General features: G+C 65.4%; 15 protein-coding genes. 10 read left to right on the forward strand and 5 right to left on the reverse strand.

Annotated features, from left to right (window positions below):
- Positions 1–58: 58 nt before the first annotated feature.
- Together AYK61_RS14205 and AYK61_RS14210 are read left to right on the forward strand one after the other, a co-directional pair.
- Positions 59–529, forward strand: a complete 471-nt coding sequence (locus AYK61_RS14205) for a hypothetical protein (RefSeq protein WP_121872748.1) — start codon at positions 59–61, stop codon at positions 527–529.
- Complete coding sequence (locus AYK61_RS14210) at positions 526–1,191, forward strand: methyltransferase domain-containing protein (protein WP_183130282.1); 666 nt, start codon at positions 526–528, stop codon at positions 1,189–1,191. Before AYK61_RS14205 ends, AYK61_RS14210 begins: the two co-directional genes overlap by 4 nt.
- Here AYK61_RS14210 and AYK61_RS14215 read toward each other — a convergent pair.
- On the reverse strand, positions 1,178–2,461 hold the full coding sequence (locus AYK61_RS14215; RefSeq protein WP_397484943.1) for a hypothetical protein: 1,284 nt from the start codon (positions 2,459–2,461) through the stop codon (positions 1,178–1,180). The genes AYK61_RS14210 and AYK61_RS14215 overlap by 14 nt on opposite strands.
- Positions 2,462–2,572: 111 nt before the next feature.
- On the opposite strand from AYK61_RS14215, the gene AYK61_RS14220 reads away from it, so the two are divergent.
- The 5 genes from AYK61_RS14220 to AYK61_RS27330 all read left to right on the forward strand — a co-directional run bounded on the left by AYK61_RS14220 (position 2,573) and on the right by AYK61_RS27330 (position 6,076).
- Positions 2,573–3,370, forward strand: coding sequence for an S-methyl-5'-thioadenosine phosphorylase (locus tag AYK61_RS14220; protein ID WP_121871245.1), 798 nt, complete (start codon positions 2,573–2,575; stop codon positions 3,368–3,370).
- A complete protein-coding gene (locus AYK61_RS14225; RefSeq protein ID WP_121871246.1) occupies positions 3,367–4,425 on the forward strand; it encodes an NAD(P)-dependent oxidoreductase in 1,059 nt (352 codons plus the stop codon). Before AYK61_RS14220 ends, AYK61_RS14225 begins: the two co-directional genes overlap by 4 nt.
- Positions 4,418–5,071, forward strand: coding sequence for a glycosyltransferase (locus tag AYK61_RS14230; RefSeq protein ID WP_121871247.1), 654 nt, complete (start codon positions 4,418–4,420; stop codon positions 5,069–5,071). The genes AYK61_RS14225 and AYK61_RS14230 overlap by 8 nt, the downstream gene beginning before the upstream one ends.
- Positions 5,068–5,718, forward strand: coding sequence for a DUF2064 domain-containing protein (locus AYK61_RS14235; protein WP_121871248.1), 651 nt, complete (start codon positions 5,068–5,070; stop codon positions 5,716–5,718). The genes AYK61_RS14230 and AYK61_RS14235 overlap by 4 nt, the downstream gene beginning before the upstream one ends.
- A 196-nt stretch (positions 5,719–5,914) precedes the next feature.
- A complete protein-coding gene (locus AYK61_RS27330; RefSeq protein WP_183130283.1) occupies positions 5,915–6,076 on the forward strand; it encodes a hypothetical protein in 162 nt (53 codons plus the stop codon).
- A gap of 6 nt (positions 6,077–6,082) precedes the next feature.
- Here the strand turns inward: AYK61_RS27330 and AYK61_RS14245 are convergent, their stop codons facing one another.
- Positions 6,083–6,517 (reverse strand): MarR family winged helix-turn-helix transcriptional regulator, encoded by a 435-nt coding sequence (locus AYK61_RS14245; RefSeq protein WP_121871250.1) that lies wholly within the window; start codon positions 6,515–6,517, stop codon positions 6,083–6,085.
- A gap of 178 nt (positions 6,518–6,695) precedes the next feature.
- Between AYK61_RS14245 and AYK61_RS14250 the strand changes: the two genes are divergently transcribed.
- From AYK61_RS14250 to AYK61_RS14260, 3 genes are all read left to right on the forward strand, one after another.
- A complete protein-coding gene (locus tag AYK61_RS14250; RefSeq protein WP_121872750.1) occupies positions 6,696–7,766 on the forward strand; it encodes a DUF4185 domain-containing protein in 1,071 nt (356 codons plus the stop codon).
- 23 nt (positions 7,767–7,789) lie between these two features.
- Positions 7,790–8,413, forward strand: a complete 624-nt coding sequence (locus tag AYK61_RS14255) for a bifunctional 2-polyprenyl-6-hydroxyphenol methylase/3-demethylubiquinol 3-O-methyltransferase UbiG (RefSeq protein WP_121871251.1) — start codon at positions 7,790–7,792, stop codon at positions 8,411–8,413.
- A gap of 79 nt (positions 8,414–8,492) precedes the next feature.
- The gene (locus AYK61_RS14260; RefSeq protein WP_121871252.1) at positions 8,493–10,328 is read left to right on the forward strand and encodes an acyl-CoA dehydrogenase; all 1,836 of its coding nucleotides are present in this window, start codon (positions 8,493–8,495) and stop codon (positions 10,326–10,328) included.
- Between the two features lie 236 nt (positions 10,329–10,564).
- Here AYK61_RS14260 and AYK61_RS14265 read toward each other — a convergent pair whose 3' ends face one another.
- From AYK61_RS14265 to AYK61_RS14275, 3 genes are all read right to left on the reverse strand, one after another.
- The gene (locus tag AYK61_RS14265) at positions 10,565–11,551 is read right to left on the reverse strand and encodes a hypothetical protein (protein WP_121871253.1); all 987 of its coding nucleotides are present in this window, start codon (positions 11,549–11,551) and stop codon (positions 10,565–10,567) included.
- Positions 11,552–12,064: 513 nt separating this feature from the next.
- Complete coding sequence (locus AYK61_RS14270) at positions 12,065–12,556, reverse strand: flavin reductase family protein (RefSeq protein WP_068049175.1); 492 nt, start codon at positions 12,554–12,556, stop codon at positions 12,065–12,067.
- A 150-nt stretch (positions 12,557–12,706) separates the two neighbouring features.
- Entirely contained in the window at positions 12,707–15,019 is a 2,313-nt protein-coding gene (locus tag AYK61_RS14275; RefSeq protein ID WP_121871254.1) for a VanW family protein, read from the reverse strand.
- Positions 15,020–15,126: the final 107 nt, after the last annotated feature.

Below are 15,126 nucleotides of genomic sequence, written 5' to 3' on the forward strand. Positions count from 1 at the left end.
CGTCGAAGACGGCGGCCCTCGCGCACGGGTGTTTGCGTCGCATGGTCAGGAGCCTCGAATGAGGGCGTTCACGAAGATCTACGGCGGGCACCCGCTGCACGCGGTCGGTCTACTGCTGTCGTTCGCGCTGGTCGGCTACGTCGTCACTCTCGCCGGGCCGCAGAGTCTGTGGAACAGCGACATCTGGTGGAAGTCCATACTCGTGTGGTTCTTCGGATCGGTACTGCTGCACGACGCCGTACTGTTCCCGCTCTACTCGCTGGCCGATCGAGTGATCACCCGTATCCCACGCCGAACCCTGGCCGTGTCACCGGTGAATTTCGTTCGTGTCCCCGCCCTCGGAACCGCACTGACGTTTCTGATGTTCTTCCCCGGGATACTCTCGCAGGGTGCGGAGTCCTACCGCGCCGCAACCGGTTCGACGCAGGAGCCATTCCTCGGACGTTGGCTCGCGTTGACCGCTGCGTTGTTCATCGTGAGCGCAATCGCTTACTTCATTCGATTGATCCTCGTACGGAGCCGAGCATGAGCGTTACCGCCGATACACTCTTCAACCGCGCAGCAGCTGGACTACCCTGCTGGATAGGCGATTCCGACGGCAGCAGGCAGAAGCTCCCCACCGCCCGCTGGATGGGTGGCAGCGCCTCGTCCGCGGAGGATCGCCGCGCCGATCGCGCCATGCTCAGCCGATGCACCGGCTCCACCATCGATCTCGGCTGCGGGCCCGGGCGCCTCACCGAAGCGCTTGCCCGACGCGGTGTTTCGGCACTCGGAGTCGACACCTCCAAAGCAGCTGTCGATCTGACCATCGGCCGCGGCGGCAATGCCGTGCTCCGCGACCTCTTCGAGCCGCTGCCCGACACCGGCAACTGGTCTTGTGTCCTGCTTGCGGACGGCAACATCGGCATCGGCGGCGACCCGGTGCGACTGCTCCGCCGCGCGGCGGATCTACTGGCACCGCACGGAGCGGTCATTGCCGAAGTGGATGCGCCCAGCGACACAGGAGTTCGCCACCGCACCGTTCGATGGGAAACCGACACCATGGTCGGCGACTGGTTCGCCTGGTCGAGTGTCAGCGCCGACGCCACCGCGGATCTCGCCGGTGCCGCCGGCCTTCGAGTGGTGGACGTGGCACCGATCGACGGGCGCTGGTTCGCTCAGATGACGCTGGCTCCGTTCACCAATTCGTGAACAGCAGATGATTGATCGCCAACGCACCGATCACCTGCAGTGCCAACCAGAAACGATGCGTCCTGATCGGCAACACCGCGGGCGCGATCAGCATCCACATCGCGAAGGGCAGCCAGATTCTCTCGGTCTCGGCTTTGCTCAACTGGCTCAGATCAGCCATCACCACCGCGGCGATCGCCGCGATCACCAACAGATTGATCGGCTCGAGCCGGGTGAGAATCCGCGGGAACGCCGCGGGCACAGCAACACCCAGCGCGCAGAACATCGCCGCGAAGTTGGCCCAACCCCAGTACTCGAACGGGCGATCGGTCGCGATGCCCTGGTAGTAGCGCTCCTGCACCAGCAAGTAGCCGTCGTACCACCAGAATCCGTACGCGGTGAAGATCCCGGCGACGATCAGTGCACCGATCAGCGCGCCGACGAACGGCAGAATCCTCCGTCCGGCGATCAGTACCGCGACGGCGGGCAGGCCCATCAGCACCAACCCGTAGTTCAGGTACACGCCGAAACCGAGCAACACTCCCGCGCCGATCGACGCGGGCCACAGGTAGCGCTTCGTGGAGATCGCCAGCAGCGCAATTCCCCACGCGGCGACACCTGCGTAGAACGCATCGGCCGAGACGGCGATCCAGATTGCCGCCGGGGCGATCGCCACGAACGGTGCTGCACGCCGTGCGATGTTCTCGTCGCCGAGTACCCGGAGTGTGAGTACCAGCGCCACAGCGGCACTCGTACCGACCAGCACGCAGAGCGTCGCCGCCCAGGCTCCACCGCCGAGGCCGAGACGGTCGAGCCACACGAAGGTGAGCAACGCGCCGGGTGGATGACCCGACACATGCGTCGTCCACGAATCGGCCTGGTAGTCCAGGATGCGATCGGAGAAGCCGCGGAGCGTGGCGGGAATGTCGGTGACGCCGGGCACTTCGTGCAAGTACTCGTCGGTCGATGCCAGCCGGTTCACGAAGCCGCGCTTCCAACCGTCCACCATCGCCAGCGACATCGTCCAGGCCGCCGACGCACCCCACACGACGAACAACAGTCGCGTCCACGACAGTCGACGTGCCACCGTCGGCCCCCACAACACCGTGGCCACGGCGATCAGGACGGCGACGGGAGTTCCCCATCCCACGTGAATCTCGCGGAAGCCGAACAGCGGTGCCGCATCGGCGAAATCGCGCACCTGCTGCGGAGTTCTGTTGATGATGGGGGTGACGAGTTCGTTGCCGAGGTACGGAACGACGAACGCGACCGCGACGAGCACGACGGCCAACGTGCCTGCGACGGCTTCTCTCCAGTAACGGATAGTCTTTTCTCCCTGCGGACTCGAGGCGAACGCGACTTCGGACCAGCATATCGACCGACGGTGATGGAGGATGAGTAGATGAACTACGACGCGACGGGGCGGGCCGAGATAGCCGTCATCGGCGGCAGCGGCTTCTACTCGTTCTTCGCGGGCGACGCCGAAGAGGTAGTGCTCGACACCCCCTACGGCGCTCCCAGCGCCCCGATCACGCTGGGCGAGGTGGAAGGTCGGCGAGTCGCGTTTCTGCCCAGACACGGCCGAAACCACGAGTTTTCACCGCACACGCTGCCGTATCGCGCCAACATGTGGGCGCTGCGGATGCTCGGGGTGAGGCGAGTGCTCGCGCCGTGTGCGGTCGGATCCCTGGTGTCCGAGTACGGCCCGGGCACCGTCGTGATTCCCGATCAGCTCGTCGACCGAACCTCAGGGCGTGCACAGACCTACTTCGACGAGGGCGGGATTCACGTCGAATTCGCAGACCCGTACTGCCCCACGCTGAGGAAGTCCGCGGTCCAGGATTCGGCGATCGACGGCGGCGTCATGGTCGTCGTCGAAGGCCCTCGGTTCTCCACTCGTGCCGAGAGCCAATGGTTCGCCCGCCAGGGTTGGACACTGGTGAACATGACCGGCCACCCCGAGGCGGTCCTGGCTCGCGAACTCGAACTCTGTTATGCACCGATCGCATTGGTGACCGACCTCGACGCCGGCATCGAATCGGGTCAGGGCGTCAAGGCGGTGGACGTGTTCGCTGAATTCCAGAAGAACATCGAGCCGCTCAAGGCACTGGTGCGCTCGGCCATCTCCGACGCTCCCACCGGCGACTGCCCCACGTGTCGGGTGCACACCGGCCTCACGCTGCCGATCGAACTGCCATGACGCGGGTACTGCTCACCGGCGCAGCCGGATTCATCGGCGGCCACATTCTCGATGCGGCCGCCGTCTCCGGCCACGAGGTGGTTGCCGTCGACGCCATGCTGGAATCGGCTCACGGCCCAGGAGCGCGAGCCGACGGCATCATCGATCTCGATGTACGCGACAAGGACTCGCTCGTCGACGTACTGCGCGGGGTGGATGTCGTGTGTCACCAGGCCGCCGTCGTCGGAGCCGGAGTCGATGCCGCGGATGCCCCGGCCTACGCCAGCCACAACGACTACGGGACGGCGGTTCTGCTCGCCGCGATGTACGAGGCAGGCTGTTCCCGACTGGTTCTCGCTTCCTCGATGGTGGTCTACGGTGAGGGGCGATACCTCAATTCCTCGGGCGAAACCGTCGTTCCGCCTCCCCGCACCCGCGCCGATCTCGACGCCGGGCTCTTCGACAATCGCGATCCGCGGTCCGGTGAGCCACTCGATTGGCTTCTGGTGGAAGAGGATTCGCTACTCGAGCCCAGGAGCATCTACGCCGCGAGCAAACTGGCACAGGAGAACTACGCCTCCGCCTGGGCGCTCGCCACGGGCGGCTCCGTGGTCGCACTGCGGTACCACAACGTCTACGGACCACACATGCCGCGCAACACCCCGTATTCCGGTGTGGCCGCGATGTTCCGGTCGTCTCTGGAACTCGGTCAGGCCCCGACCGTGTACGAGGACGGCAAGCAGGCCCGCGATTTCGTGCACGTTCACGACGTAGCGGCCGCCAACATCGCGTCGATCGAGGCGGAGGTAGACGGTTTCACCGCCCTCAACGTCTGCTCGGGGCAGCCGATCACCATCGGCGAGGTCGCCACCATCCTCGCCGACGCACGTGGCGGGCCCACGCCCGAGATCACCGGACGCTACCGAGCGGGCGATGTACGGCACATCGTCGCCAGTTCCCGACTGGCCGAACAGACACTGGGATTCCGCGCGAAGATCATGCCGAGGGACGGTCTCACCGCATTCGCCGACGCACCGTTGCGCGACGCCGAGGGCACGGGACCACCCCGTGTCTGAGCAGAAGTCGGTCACCGTCGTCATCCCCTGCATGAACGAGGCCGAATCGCTTCCTGCAGTGCTCGATTCGGTCCCCTCGGGCTACCTGACGATCGTGGTGGACAACAACTCCACCGACGCCACCGCCGCCGTGGCCGCTGCCCACGGAGCAACAGTGGTCACCGAAACGGTGCCCGGCTACGGCGCAGCAGTCCATGCAGGCGTCGTCGCGGCCGACACCGAGATCGTCTGTGTCCTCGACGGAGACGGCTCGATGGATCCACGCGACCTGCCGACCCTCGTGACCGCCCTCGATCACGCGGACCTCGCCGTCGGTCGCCGCCGACCGGCGAAGGGAAGCTCGCCCCTGCACGCCAGGATCGGCAATGCCGTTCTCTCACTTCGACTTCGCACCAAGTACAAGCTTCCCGTCCACGACCTGGGAGCCATCCGCGCAGTACGCCGTCAGGCACTGCTCGACCTCGACGTCACCGACCGCCGCTCGGGCTACCCGCTGCAGCTGCTCGTGCTGGCGGCCGAAGCCGGCTGGACCGTCGTCGAACACGACGTGGACTACCGACCACGGACCGCCGGAACGTCCAAGGTCTCGGGCTCGGTGAAGGGGACGATCGTCGCCGTGCGAGATTTCTGGAAGGTGCTCTCGTGACCGTCACCGCTCTCGTCGTCGCCAAAGCCCCCGTTCCGGGTCTGGCCAAGACGCGCCTCGCCGCCACGATCGGCGACGCCGCCGCAGCCGAACTGGCCGCGGCCTCGCTGCTGGACACCCTCGACGCCGTCTCGGCCGCCGACGTCGACCGCCGCGTCGTGGCCCTCACCGGCTCCCTCGCCGACGCGGCCCGTGCCGACGAACTCACCCTGGCTCTGGCGTCGTTCACGGTGATAGCGCAGCGCGGCGACGGATTGGGCGAACGACTGGCCAATGCACACGCCGACGCAGCCACCACCGGCGCGGTACTGCAGATCGGCATGGACACCCCACAGGTGACGGCGCAATTGCTGTCCGACGCTGCCGCTCATCTCGGCACCAGCGACGTGCTGGGATCGGCAGAGGACGGCGGCTGGTGGGCGCTGGGGCTGCGCAACCCCGCCCTCGCACGGTCCCTGCTCGACGTGCCCATGTCTGCGCCGTCGACGGGCACCGACACGCTCGATGCTCTGGCCGCAGCGGGAGCGTCGATCACGATGCTCCCCGAATTGCGCGATGTCGATTTCGAGTCCGATCTCGAAGCGGTGGCGCAATTGTGCGCACCGACCAGCCGATTCCGTATCGCCGTCAGGCAAATGGGTAATTGATCGGGGTTTCGGTCCGTTCCGAGAGGTCTGTTTTCGACGAAACTCGAATTTGTGCCCGAAACCTCCACATCCGTTGTGGAACAGAGCCTTCGATCTGCCCGAATTGCCGGACCGGACGCGACCAATATCGAATCGCAACAAAGCCGAACCACCGTTTCACGGCGATTTCACAGACACAGGTGCTAGAAAGTGTGACATGACCGGGTTGTTGATAGGCGTAGCCGTGTGGGTGGTGTTCGCGACAGTCGTCGCCACCGTCCTCGGTCGCGTCGCACGCCGGGGCGATTCCGAAGAACTGGGGTCCACCATCGAGTGGGACGTCGACGCTCTCGATCACGAAGTTCACCACGAGAACTGACGGCGTTCAGTCGACCCGTTCGACGATCTCGGTCAGAATACGAGCCGCCGCGGCCAGTGTCTCCCGCTGCTGCGGCGTCAACTCCTCCAATTGCTCGGCGAGCGCGATTTCCCGAGCGGCGACCTCCTGACGCGCAGTCGCCGTCCCGGCATCGGTCAGCGACAGAACCACCTGCCTACCGTCCGTCGGATGCGGCTCCCGGCACATCAGCCCCGACTCGACCAAGGCGTGCGAGGACCTGGAAACCGACGGCGGCTTGATCCGCTCCCGTGCCGCCAACTCCCCCGTCGTCATCGACCCCTCACGGAGCAACGTCGTCAGAATCGACAGGTGAGCCACCGGCAATCTGTCGCTGGAATGGCGCAGACGAAGCCTCCGATTCAGCCGCATCGCACTGACGGACAAATCCCTCGCCAGCCGGGAATCGGGCAGATCACTCACACTGTCCAGATTACGACACCGAGTTGCATTCGCCCGATTTCTCGAAACAGCGGATCCATCGATTCAATACCTCCCGAACAAACCGCTGATATGGTTCTCCACGGTTGCCGGGGAGTGAAATCGAAATCGGGAGTACGTCGTGAGTCGCGTGGGTTCCAAAGTATTGACCGTTGCCGTCATGGCCGTGGCTACGTCGCTGCTGGTCACCGGGCCCAACGCGCTCGCCAATCCCAACGCGGTCAATCCCATTGCCGGACTCAACGGCACGTTCGGACTGCCGCAGCTGAACGGTCGTGCACAAGCCGTCGCTCAAGTGACCGGGATTTCGAGCCCCAACAACACACAGAACGTCAACATGATCGGCACCGATCTCGGCATCATGTGGGACAACGGCCGCGGCGAGGTGTTGACGGCTTTCGGCGATACCGCCGGTCTCGGCGTACCCAACCTGCTGCAGGGCAGCCTGTGGTCGTGGCGCAGCAACGCCATCGTGCGTAGCAACGACCGAAACCTCGCCGACGGCATGAACTTCGACAGCGTCGTGCTGGACCCGATCGGTCAGACCAAAGAGGTCGTCCCCAGCCCCAAGATCCCGTTCGTCGAGATCAGCCGAATCCCGACGGCCGGCGTGGCCGTCGGCGACAGTCAGTACCTGAACCTGATGTCGGTCAAGAACTGGGGACCCGCAGGCACCTGGGAAACCAACTTCTCCGGCCTGGCCGTGTCGAACGACAACGGGGAGAACTGGGCAGCTCTTCCCGACACCCAGCGGCCCAGTGTCGGCGGCGATCGCAACTTCCAGCAGAGCGCTTACCTCAAGGACGGCGGTTACGTCTACCAGTACGGCACACCGCCCGGCCGCTTCAACCTCGGACACATCGCCCGCGTCAAGGAACAGGACATCGCCCGGCTCGGCGAATACGAGTACTGGACCGGCCAGGACTGGAAGAAGGGCGACCCGGCCGCGGCCGCACCCATCGTCGGCGGCGTCGGCGAACTCTCCGTCGCATACAACGCGACCCTCGGTCAGTACCTGATGATGACGACCGACAACGCCAACTCCATCGTGCTGCGGCGCTCGCCGTCGCCCGTCGGGCCGTGGAGCCCGCCGGAGGTTCTGGTCGACACCCGCGAGGTCAGCTCCATCTACGCGCCGTACATCCACCCCTACTCGACCGGCCGCGACCTGTACTTCCTGGCCACGGTCTACCAGAACTACAACGTGCTCCTGCTGCGCACAACGCTGTAGGAGGCCCCACTAGGCTTCCCCGGGTGGACGCCGCAGACTGGGATCGCAAGTACGAAGGCCGAGAACTCGTCTACGGCGAGGCACCGAACGCAACATTGGTGGAAGTCGCGACGACGCTGAAACGTGGTCGGGCACTCGACCTCGCGTCCGGTCAGGGCCGAAACGCCATCTGGCTGGCAACCCGCGGCTGGACCGTCGACGCCGTCGATTTCTCGTCGGTCGCACTGACGAAGGCGAGTCGTGTTGCCGCCTCGGCACCGCGCTCGGTGCGCGAGCGCCTGACCTGGGTCCACGCCGATGTGACGCAGTTGTCGACAGAACCGAACTATGACCTGGTTCTCATGTTCTACCTCCATCTGCCCCCGGAAGAGCGGCGCACGGCCGTATCGACGGCAGTTTCAGCGCTGAAACCTGATGGAACCCTCATGATTCTCGGGCACCACGCCGAGAACATCGAGTGGGGCGTCGGCGGCCCGCAGGAAGCCGAAATCCTGTACACACCAGAGGATTTGGCGTCGGACATCGGTTCTCGGCTGACCGTTCTCACGGCTGAGAACCGCTATCGCGACGTGACCGGCGGCACAGCGATCGATGCACTGCTACTGGCGAGTAGGTCTCCCCTTGGCAGCGAACCGGATCGGGGGTAATATCCATTAAGTTACCGACGAGTAGCTAACTTGGGCGGTACTCACGAGACCGCACCACCGACTGGAGAGCGAACGAGCAATGGGCCATTACAAGAGCAACCTTCGGGACCTCGAGTTCAACCTCTTCGAGCTCTTCGGACTCGACGAGACACTCGAAGGCGACAACTTCGGCGACATGGACGGCGAAGTTGCCCGCGACATGTTGCGTGAGGTCGTACGCCTGGCCGAGGGACCGCTGGCCGAGTCCTTCGCGGACGCCGACCGCAACCCGCCCGTCTTCGATCCCGACACCCACAGCCTGAAGCTGCCCGACTCCTTCAAGAAGTCGTTCAAGGCGCTCTACGACGGCGAGTGGTGGCGCGTCGGCCTCGACGAGGAAATCGGCGGCATGCCTGCCCCGCGCAACCTCCTGTGGGGCATCAACGAGATGCTCCTCGGCTCGCAGCCCGCAGCATTCATGTACTCCGCAGGCCCCGGCTTCGCGAACATCCTGTTCCACAACGGAACCGACGAGCAGAAGGAATGGGCCAAGGTCGCTGTCGAGCGCAGCTGGGGTGCCACGATGGTGCTCACCGAGCCCGACGCCGGATCCGACGTCGGTGCCGGCCGCACCAAGGCCATCAAGCAGGACGACGGCTCGTGGCACATCGAGGGCGTCAAGCGCTTCATCACCTCGGCTGTCTCCGACGACATGTTCGAGAACATCTTCCACCTCGTACTCGCTCGTCCCGAAGGTGCCGGACCGGGCACCAAGGGCCTGAGCCTGTTCTTCGTACCGTCCGTCCTCTTCGACTTCGAGAAGGGCGAACCGGGCGAGCGCAACGGCGCATTCGTCACCGGCGTCGAGCACAAGATGGGCCTCAAGGCCTCCGCCACCTGTGAGCTCACCTTCGGTGGCCACGGCGTCCCCGCCAAGGGCTGGCTCGTCGGCGAGGTTCACAAGGGCATCGCGCAGATGTTCGACGTCATCGAGCACGCCCGAATGATGGTCGGCACCAAGGCAATCGGTACCCTCTCCACCGGCTACCTCAACGCACTCGAGTACGCCAAGGAGCGCGTCCAGGGCGCAGACCTGACGCAGATGACCGACAAGACCGCTCCCCGCGTCACCATCACCCACCACCCCGACGTGCGCCGCAGCCTCATGATGCAGAAGGCGTACTCGGAGGGCCTGCGCGCGGTGTACCTCTACACCGCCGCACACCAGGATCCGGTCACCGCCAAGCAGGTCTCGGACGCGGACGCAGACATCGCATACCGCGTCAACGACCTCCTGCTGCCCATCGTCAAGGGCGTCGGCTCCGAAATCGCCTACCAGGTACTCGCAGAATCACTGCAGACCCTCGGCGGCTCCGGATTCTTGCAGGACTACCCGCTCGAGCAGTACATCCGCGACGCCAAGATCGACTCGCTGTACGAAGGAACCACCGCCATCCAGGCGCAGGACTTCTTCTTCCGCAAGATCGCCCGCGACCGCGGCGTAGCGCTCGCTCACGTTGCCGGACAGATCAAGTCGTTCATCGACAGCGAAGCAGGCAACGGCCGCCTCAAGGCCGAGCGCGCACTGCTGGCCACCGCACTCGAAGACGTGCAGGCCATCGTCACCTCGATGACCCAGCACCTCATGGGTGCACAGGACCAGCCAACCGAGCTGTACAAGGTCGGCCTGGCATCGGTGCGCTTCCTGATGGGCTTCGGCGACCTGCTCATCGGCTGGCTGCTGCTGCGTCAGTCCGAAATCGCCATCGCTGCACTCGACAACGGTGCAGAGGGCAAGGACAAGGCGTTCTACGAGGGCAAGATCGCCGTGGCATCGTTCTTCGCCAAGAACATCCTCCCGCAGCTCACCTCCACCCGAGCAATCCTCACCAACATCGACAACGACATCATGGAACTCGACGAAGCAGCGTTCTGATCCACTGACTCACAACGGCCGCACTCGTTCTCGAGTGCGGCCGTTGTCGTGTGCCGGGGATGGTGGGGGGCGCACCCCGGTTGCCGCAAATGCGCGCGCGTTTGTTGGTGGGGCATAGTTGCGGGGCTCCGGTTGCCGCAAAAGCGCGCGCAATTGTTGGTGGGGCATCGTTGCGAGACTTCGGCTGCCGCAAAAGCGCGCGCGTTTGTCAGATGCGCGCGCTTTCTGCGGGATCCTCAGGCAATTTCGCGCGCGTTCGGCGAATGCGCGCGCGTTTGCGGGCCACACGGCGTGCCCCGCACGCTCCCTCGCGGTGGCGGCAGGGCAGCAGCCCGCTCCACCGCTCGGGCAACACGCGCCACCAACTCCGCCGGATTCGCCAGGTCTGCCCAGGTCCAGCGCACCACGGGATAGCCGAGATCGCGCACCGCGTCCTCCCGTACCTTCTCCCTGAACACCACGTCGCCGGGGTTCTCATCCTGCCGTAAGTATTTGGTGTACTTGGCTTTACCATCGAACTCGCATACGACGACGCCATCGACCAGCCAGTCGATCCGCGCCAGCAGCCGCCCATCCTCATCCAGGATCTCTACCTGGGACTCCACGTCGAATCCACTCTCGCGCAGGATGATTCGACTCTGCGACTCGCCGGGGTTTTCACTCCGCCCGTCCATGAGGGACACGGCTCGTCGCGCCTGCGCCACACCTTTCCATCCCCGAGCACGCTGCAACTCCGCGCCGAGCTCCTCCGGATCGCAGCGCTTCAGAGCCGCGTCACCTGCGATCACCGCCGAGACAAGGGGCTCAGTGCGGGCTAGGTCGACAACCGTCCGCGCCAACGAGGTCACAGGAATGCCGTCGACGGTCGCGTACGGCACCCACGGGGCACAGTGCACAATCACCGACGCGTTCGTGCGACCTCCGCCGCGGCGATGTCGCGTGACGTGGACCCTGTGGAATCCGCCAGTGGGCAAAGGCAATCCGTGCAGTAGCGCCGCCGAACGGTGACTCACTGCGCTGCCCTCCGCAATCGTCGGCAATATGGCGTCGATCAACAGCCGATGCCGTTCCCGCTCCGACAGGCCGGCGAGCCTGGACGAGGGAACGTAGACGCCGTTCACCAGACGCTCCCAGCCCTCGCGTTCATAGAGTGCTCGCAACTCGTGATCGGCACGGCCGTCGGCAAGCGCCTCCGAGCGTCGCACCATTCGGTCATCCTTCATTCTCCGAGTCTCGGCTACACGTGCAGCGACCCGAGGACGAAACTGGCCGCCTGTGCACAACTTCGGACCTGTGGATGAATACAGGTACGGGGGTACCAGTTCGCCACGCCGTCCGCCACGCAAACGCGCGCGCATTTGTCAGGTGCGCGCGGAATCGCGCACCATACGGTCACCATTTCGCGCGCGTTCAGCAAATGCGCGCGCGTTTGCGAAGACAGGGGCCGAACGGGTACCGGGGAGATCCGAACACCGAGCGCGTCGGCGGCGCAACACATACCGGGCCCAGCGTCGACGGCCGACACGAGTCACCGGACCACAAACGCGCGCGCGTTTGCCAGATGCGCGCAGAATCGCCCGTCATACGGTCACCATTTCGCGCGCGTTCAGCAAATGCGCGCGCGTTTGCGAAGACTGGGAGCCGCAGGGGCCGAACAAAGCCGAATTGGCCGAGCCCTGAGGAGCCGAGCCGAGCAGGAGCGAAGCGGAGCCCAGCAGGAGCGAATCGACCAGCCGCTATTGCTGCAGTTTCCGGAACTTGCTGCCGTGGAACACGATTGGGTTCACTTCGCTTTGCACGTCCAGGGAATGTATGCGCAGCAACACTATTGCGTGATCGCCTGCAGGGATTTGCTGCTCGATGGTGGTGTCGAGCCATGCGGTGGCACCGACGATGAAGGCTGCGCCCCCGTCGGTGACGGTGAGATCGAGGCCGGCGAAGCGGTCACCGGTTTTGGCTGCCAGGGTACGGACGGCGTCGTTGTGTGCCTCGCCGAGAACGCTGACGCCGATATTGGGTGCCAATTCGAGTTTCGGCCATGTCGTCGACGTGTTCTGGATGCACACCGCGACGAGTGGCGGGTCGATGGACACCGATACGAAGCTGCTGGCCGCCAAGCCCACCAGGACGCCGTCGATCTTCGCGGCGATTGCGACGACGCCGCTCGGGAACTGCGCGTAAGCCTCACGAAGCGTCTGCTGATCGAGGACGGTACGTGTGAGCGTCATGGACGAAGCTCCCCTTTCGATCTCGTGGTGCACCCCCCGCGTGGGCACAATTGCATCGAGCGAACACCTAGTGCAAGCAAACACCCGATCGGGCGGCGACGCCACAGTCCGAATCGACATGATTCGAACTGCCGACTCGCGGTTGCGGCATCACTCGTCTTCGTCCGGTTCCGGGGCGGGATCCGCTGCGGGTGCCGGGGCCGGGTCCGGGCGATCGGGCTGGACGCACCGCACGATGGGGATCGGGTCGTACTTCACCGTTCTGGTGTTCCGCGAAATTTCTCTGCCCGACGCGGCATCGCTGATCACCCTGGTGTCGCTGGCGGTGAATCCCTGGCCTCCGCCGGACGCGACGCAGCCTGCGCCTGCGGGCAATGTCACCGTGTTGGGTGAGGTGAAATTGGTTCGCGAACCGGTGATCGATTCGACGTCGACCGTTTTCGTTCCCCACAGTCGCACGGTGACGCTGGACGAGTCGGCGAACGATTGGATGACCACGCCGGTGTCGTTCGGATTGGTGAACTTCAGGTCGATGGCACCCTCGAAGACCGTCGCCTCGCGCGCCTCGGGGTATCGGCTGATGTAGTAGCTGTGTTCGGTGTGGTCGGTGTCTTCCATGCCGGCGAAGTACGACGCGTTGTAGAGCGTCGTCGCGAACTGGCTGATGCCGCCGCCGACCGCGCGATCGGGTCGACCGTTGTCGATGATCCCCGACTCCACGAAGCCCTGCGCGGTGCCTCGGGGACCGGTGTACCCGTTGAGCGAGAACGTTTCTTTCGGCTTCACGAGCGCACCGTTCACGATCTGCGCCGTCAGCCCGATATTGACGCCCGACGCGTACTCGAACCCACCGGTGGCGTACTCGGCGATCACTTCTCGCACACCGAGATTCTGCGCGGCTTCGGTGGTGAGAGCGGGCGGGGCAGGTTCGTAGATCGCCTCGGTGGTGCGGGGTCCGTCGGCGGACAGCAGCGCGGGCAGTTGCTCGAGAGTCTTGCGCCACTCGACCAGCTCGCCCATCTCTCCGGGAACGACGGTCGGGGCACCGCCGGAGAAGGTGAACGACGCGTCCGTCGGCGGTATCTCGGTGCGCACGAGTTGCGGCGCGAGAATGCCTATGGCGACGTCGGTGTCGTAGATCGGGGTCAGTCCGCCCTGGCCGTCCGGGTCGAAACGCAGAACCTCGCCCACACGATCCGTCGGGAGGATCGCCTCGACGTCCTGCCGGCCCGCTACGGTCACCGGTGCCTCGACCGCAGGAGCGGCGATGTCGGCGAAGGCGCGATCCACGGCGTCCTGGGTCACCGTGACGGGTGTTGTTTCGTAGACCGCTTCCGTTGCGCCCGAGGCCCATTCGGCCTGCAGGTTTCGCCGCGTCCCGTCGGCGTCGAGTACCCGGCCGGACAGCGGCGCGACGGCAATCGGTGTGCTGCCGTCGAACACGATGTCACCTTCGACGGGCTCGCGGTCGGTCTCGACGCGCAGTCCGTCGACGGCAGCAGTGAGTGCTTGCTCGTCGGTGGTCGACACGACGCCGATCTCGCGGCTGCCGAACAACGACGTCAGCCGAGTGATCGGATTGATCGGCTGTGATCCGGCGCGGTCGAGCGTCGCGTTCCAGTCCACACCGAGACCGGCAGCGGCCGGGAGTACCTCGACCTGTCGATCGCCGACGTCGACCGATACTGGTTGCTCGGCGCGGGCACCCAACTCCGAACGCAAGAGAGCTTCGGCGTCGGAGTGGCTCTTGCCGCCGACCTCGATCCCGGCGACGGTGACGCCGCGTGGCACTCGGTCGCTGGAGGTGATCCAATCCGCCGCGTACAGCAGCGTGAGAACCGCTACCACCGCGCCGGTCCCGATCGCGATCTTCCGCCACGGCGGCACGAACCCGGACCCGTCGGCGGGCTGCGGCGAGCCGCCCTCCGGCGGAATCACGGGTGGCTGGACCGGCGATTCGGATTGGGGAGAGACCTCTGTCTCTGCAGGAACATCGGGCTGAGCAGGCACAACAGGTTCCGCGGCGGCGACAGGTTGTGCGGGGACTACAGGCTGCGCGATGGTCGGCGATTCGTCGGCTGCGGGCGGCTGCTCCGGGGCCGGGATCGAATCGGGCTCGGCGTCCCCCGGCACGACGGCAGCGGCGTGGGCTTCGGTGGCCTCGGCATCGTCGACGACCGGATCTGCGGTTACCGGGTCTTCGGCCACCGGATCTTCGTCTACCGACCCAGCATCGCCCGAACCTCCATCGCCCGACCCCGGCCCATCGACATCGGCTTCCGCGCCGGAAGGCTGCTCGGCCTCGGCTTCCGGAACCTGCTCCGCCTCGGACGAATGCTTCGGAGCGTCCGTCTCGTCGCGGACCGCACCGAAGACCTCTGTGGGAGCGTCGTACGGCGGTACATCGGGTTTCGGTTCGGCACCGTTGGGCGCGTCACCCGACCTACTGTTGCCCTCGCTCACGTTCGACCCTTCCAGGACCACCGTTGGTTGTTGTTCCGCCCTTCTGCACGGCGTACCCCTCGCACGAGCTTACGCAAACCGAACGGTGACGCTCACTCCGGAGACCA

The organism is Rhodococcus sp. SBT000017, assembly GCF_003688915.1.
Classification (GTDB): domain Bacteria; phylum Actinomycetota; class Actinomycetes; order Mycobacteriales; family Mycobacteriaceae; genus Rhodococcoides.

What these genes read in the sequence shown, in the direction of transcription:
- AYK61_RS14205 (WP_121872748.1), top strand. Translation starts at nt 59, where the DNA reads ATGAGGGCGTTCACGAAGATCTACGGCGGGCACCCGCTGCACGCGGTC.
- AYK61_RS14210 (WP_183130282.1), top strand. Translation starts at nt 526, where the DNA reads ATGAGCGTTACCGCCGATACACTCTTCAACCGCGCAGCAGCTGGACTA.
- AYK61_RS14220 (WP_121871245.1), top strand. Translation starts at nt 2,573, where the DNA reads ATGAACTACGACGCGACGGGGCGGGCCGAGATAGCCGTCATCGGCGGC.
- AYK61_RS14225 (WP_121871246.1), top strand. Translation starts at nt 3,367, where the DNA reads ATGACGCGGGTACTGCTCACCGGCGCAGCCGGATTCATCGGCGGCCAC.
- AYK61_RS27330 (WP_183130283.1), top strand. Translation starts at nt 5,915, where the DNA reads ATGACCGGGTTGTTGATAGGCGTAGCCGTGTGGGTGGTGTTCGCGACA.
- AYK61_RS14250 (WP_121872750.1), top strand. Translation starts at nt 6,696, where the DNA reads ATGGCCGTGGCTACGTCGCTGCTGGTCACCGGGCCCAACGCGCTCGCC.
- AYK61_RS14260 (WP_121871252.1), top strand. Translation starts at nt 8,493, where the DNA reads ATGGGCCATTACAAGAGCAACCTTCGGGACCTCGAGTTCAACCTCTTC.
- AYK61_RS14265 (WP_121871253.1), bottom strand. Translation starts at nt 11,551, where the DNA reads ATGAAGGATGACCGAATGGTGCGACGCTCGGAGGCGCTTGCCGACGGC.
- AYK61_RS14270 (WP_068049175.1), bottom strand. Translation starts at nt 12,556, where the DNA reads ATGACGCTCACACGTACCGTCCTCGATCAGCAGACGCTTCGTGAGGCT.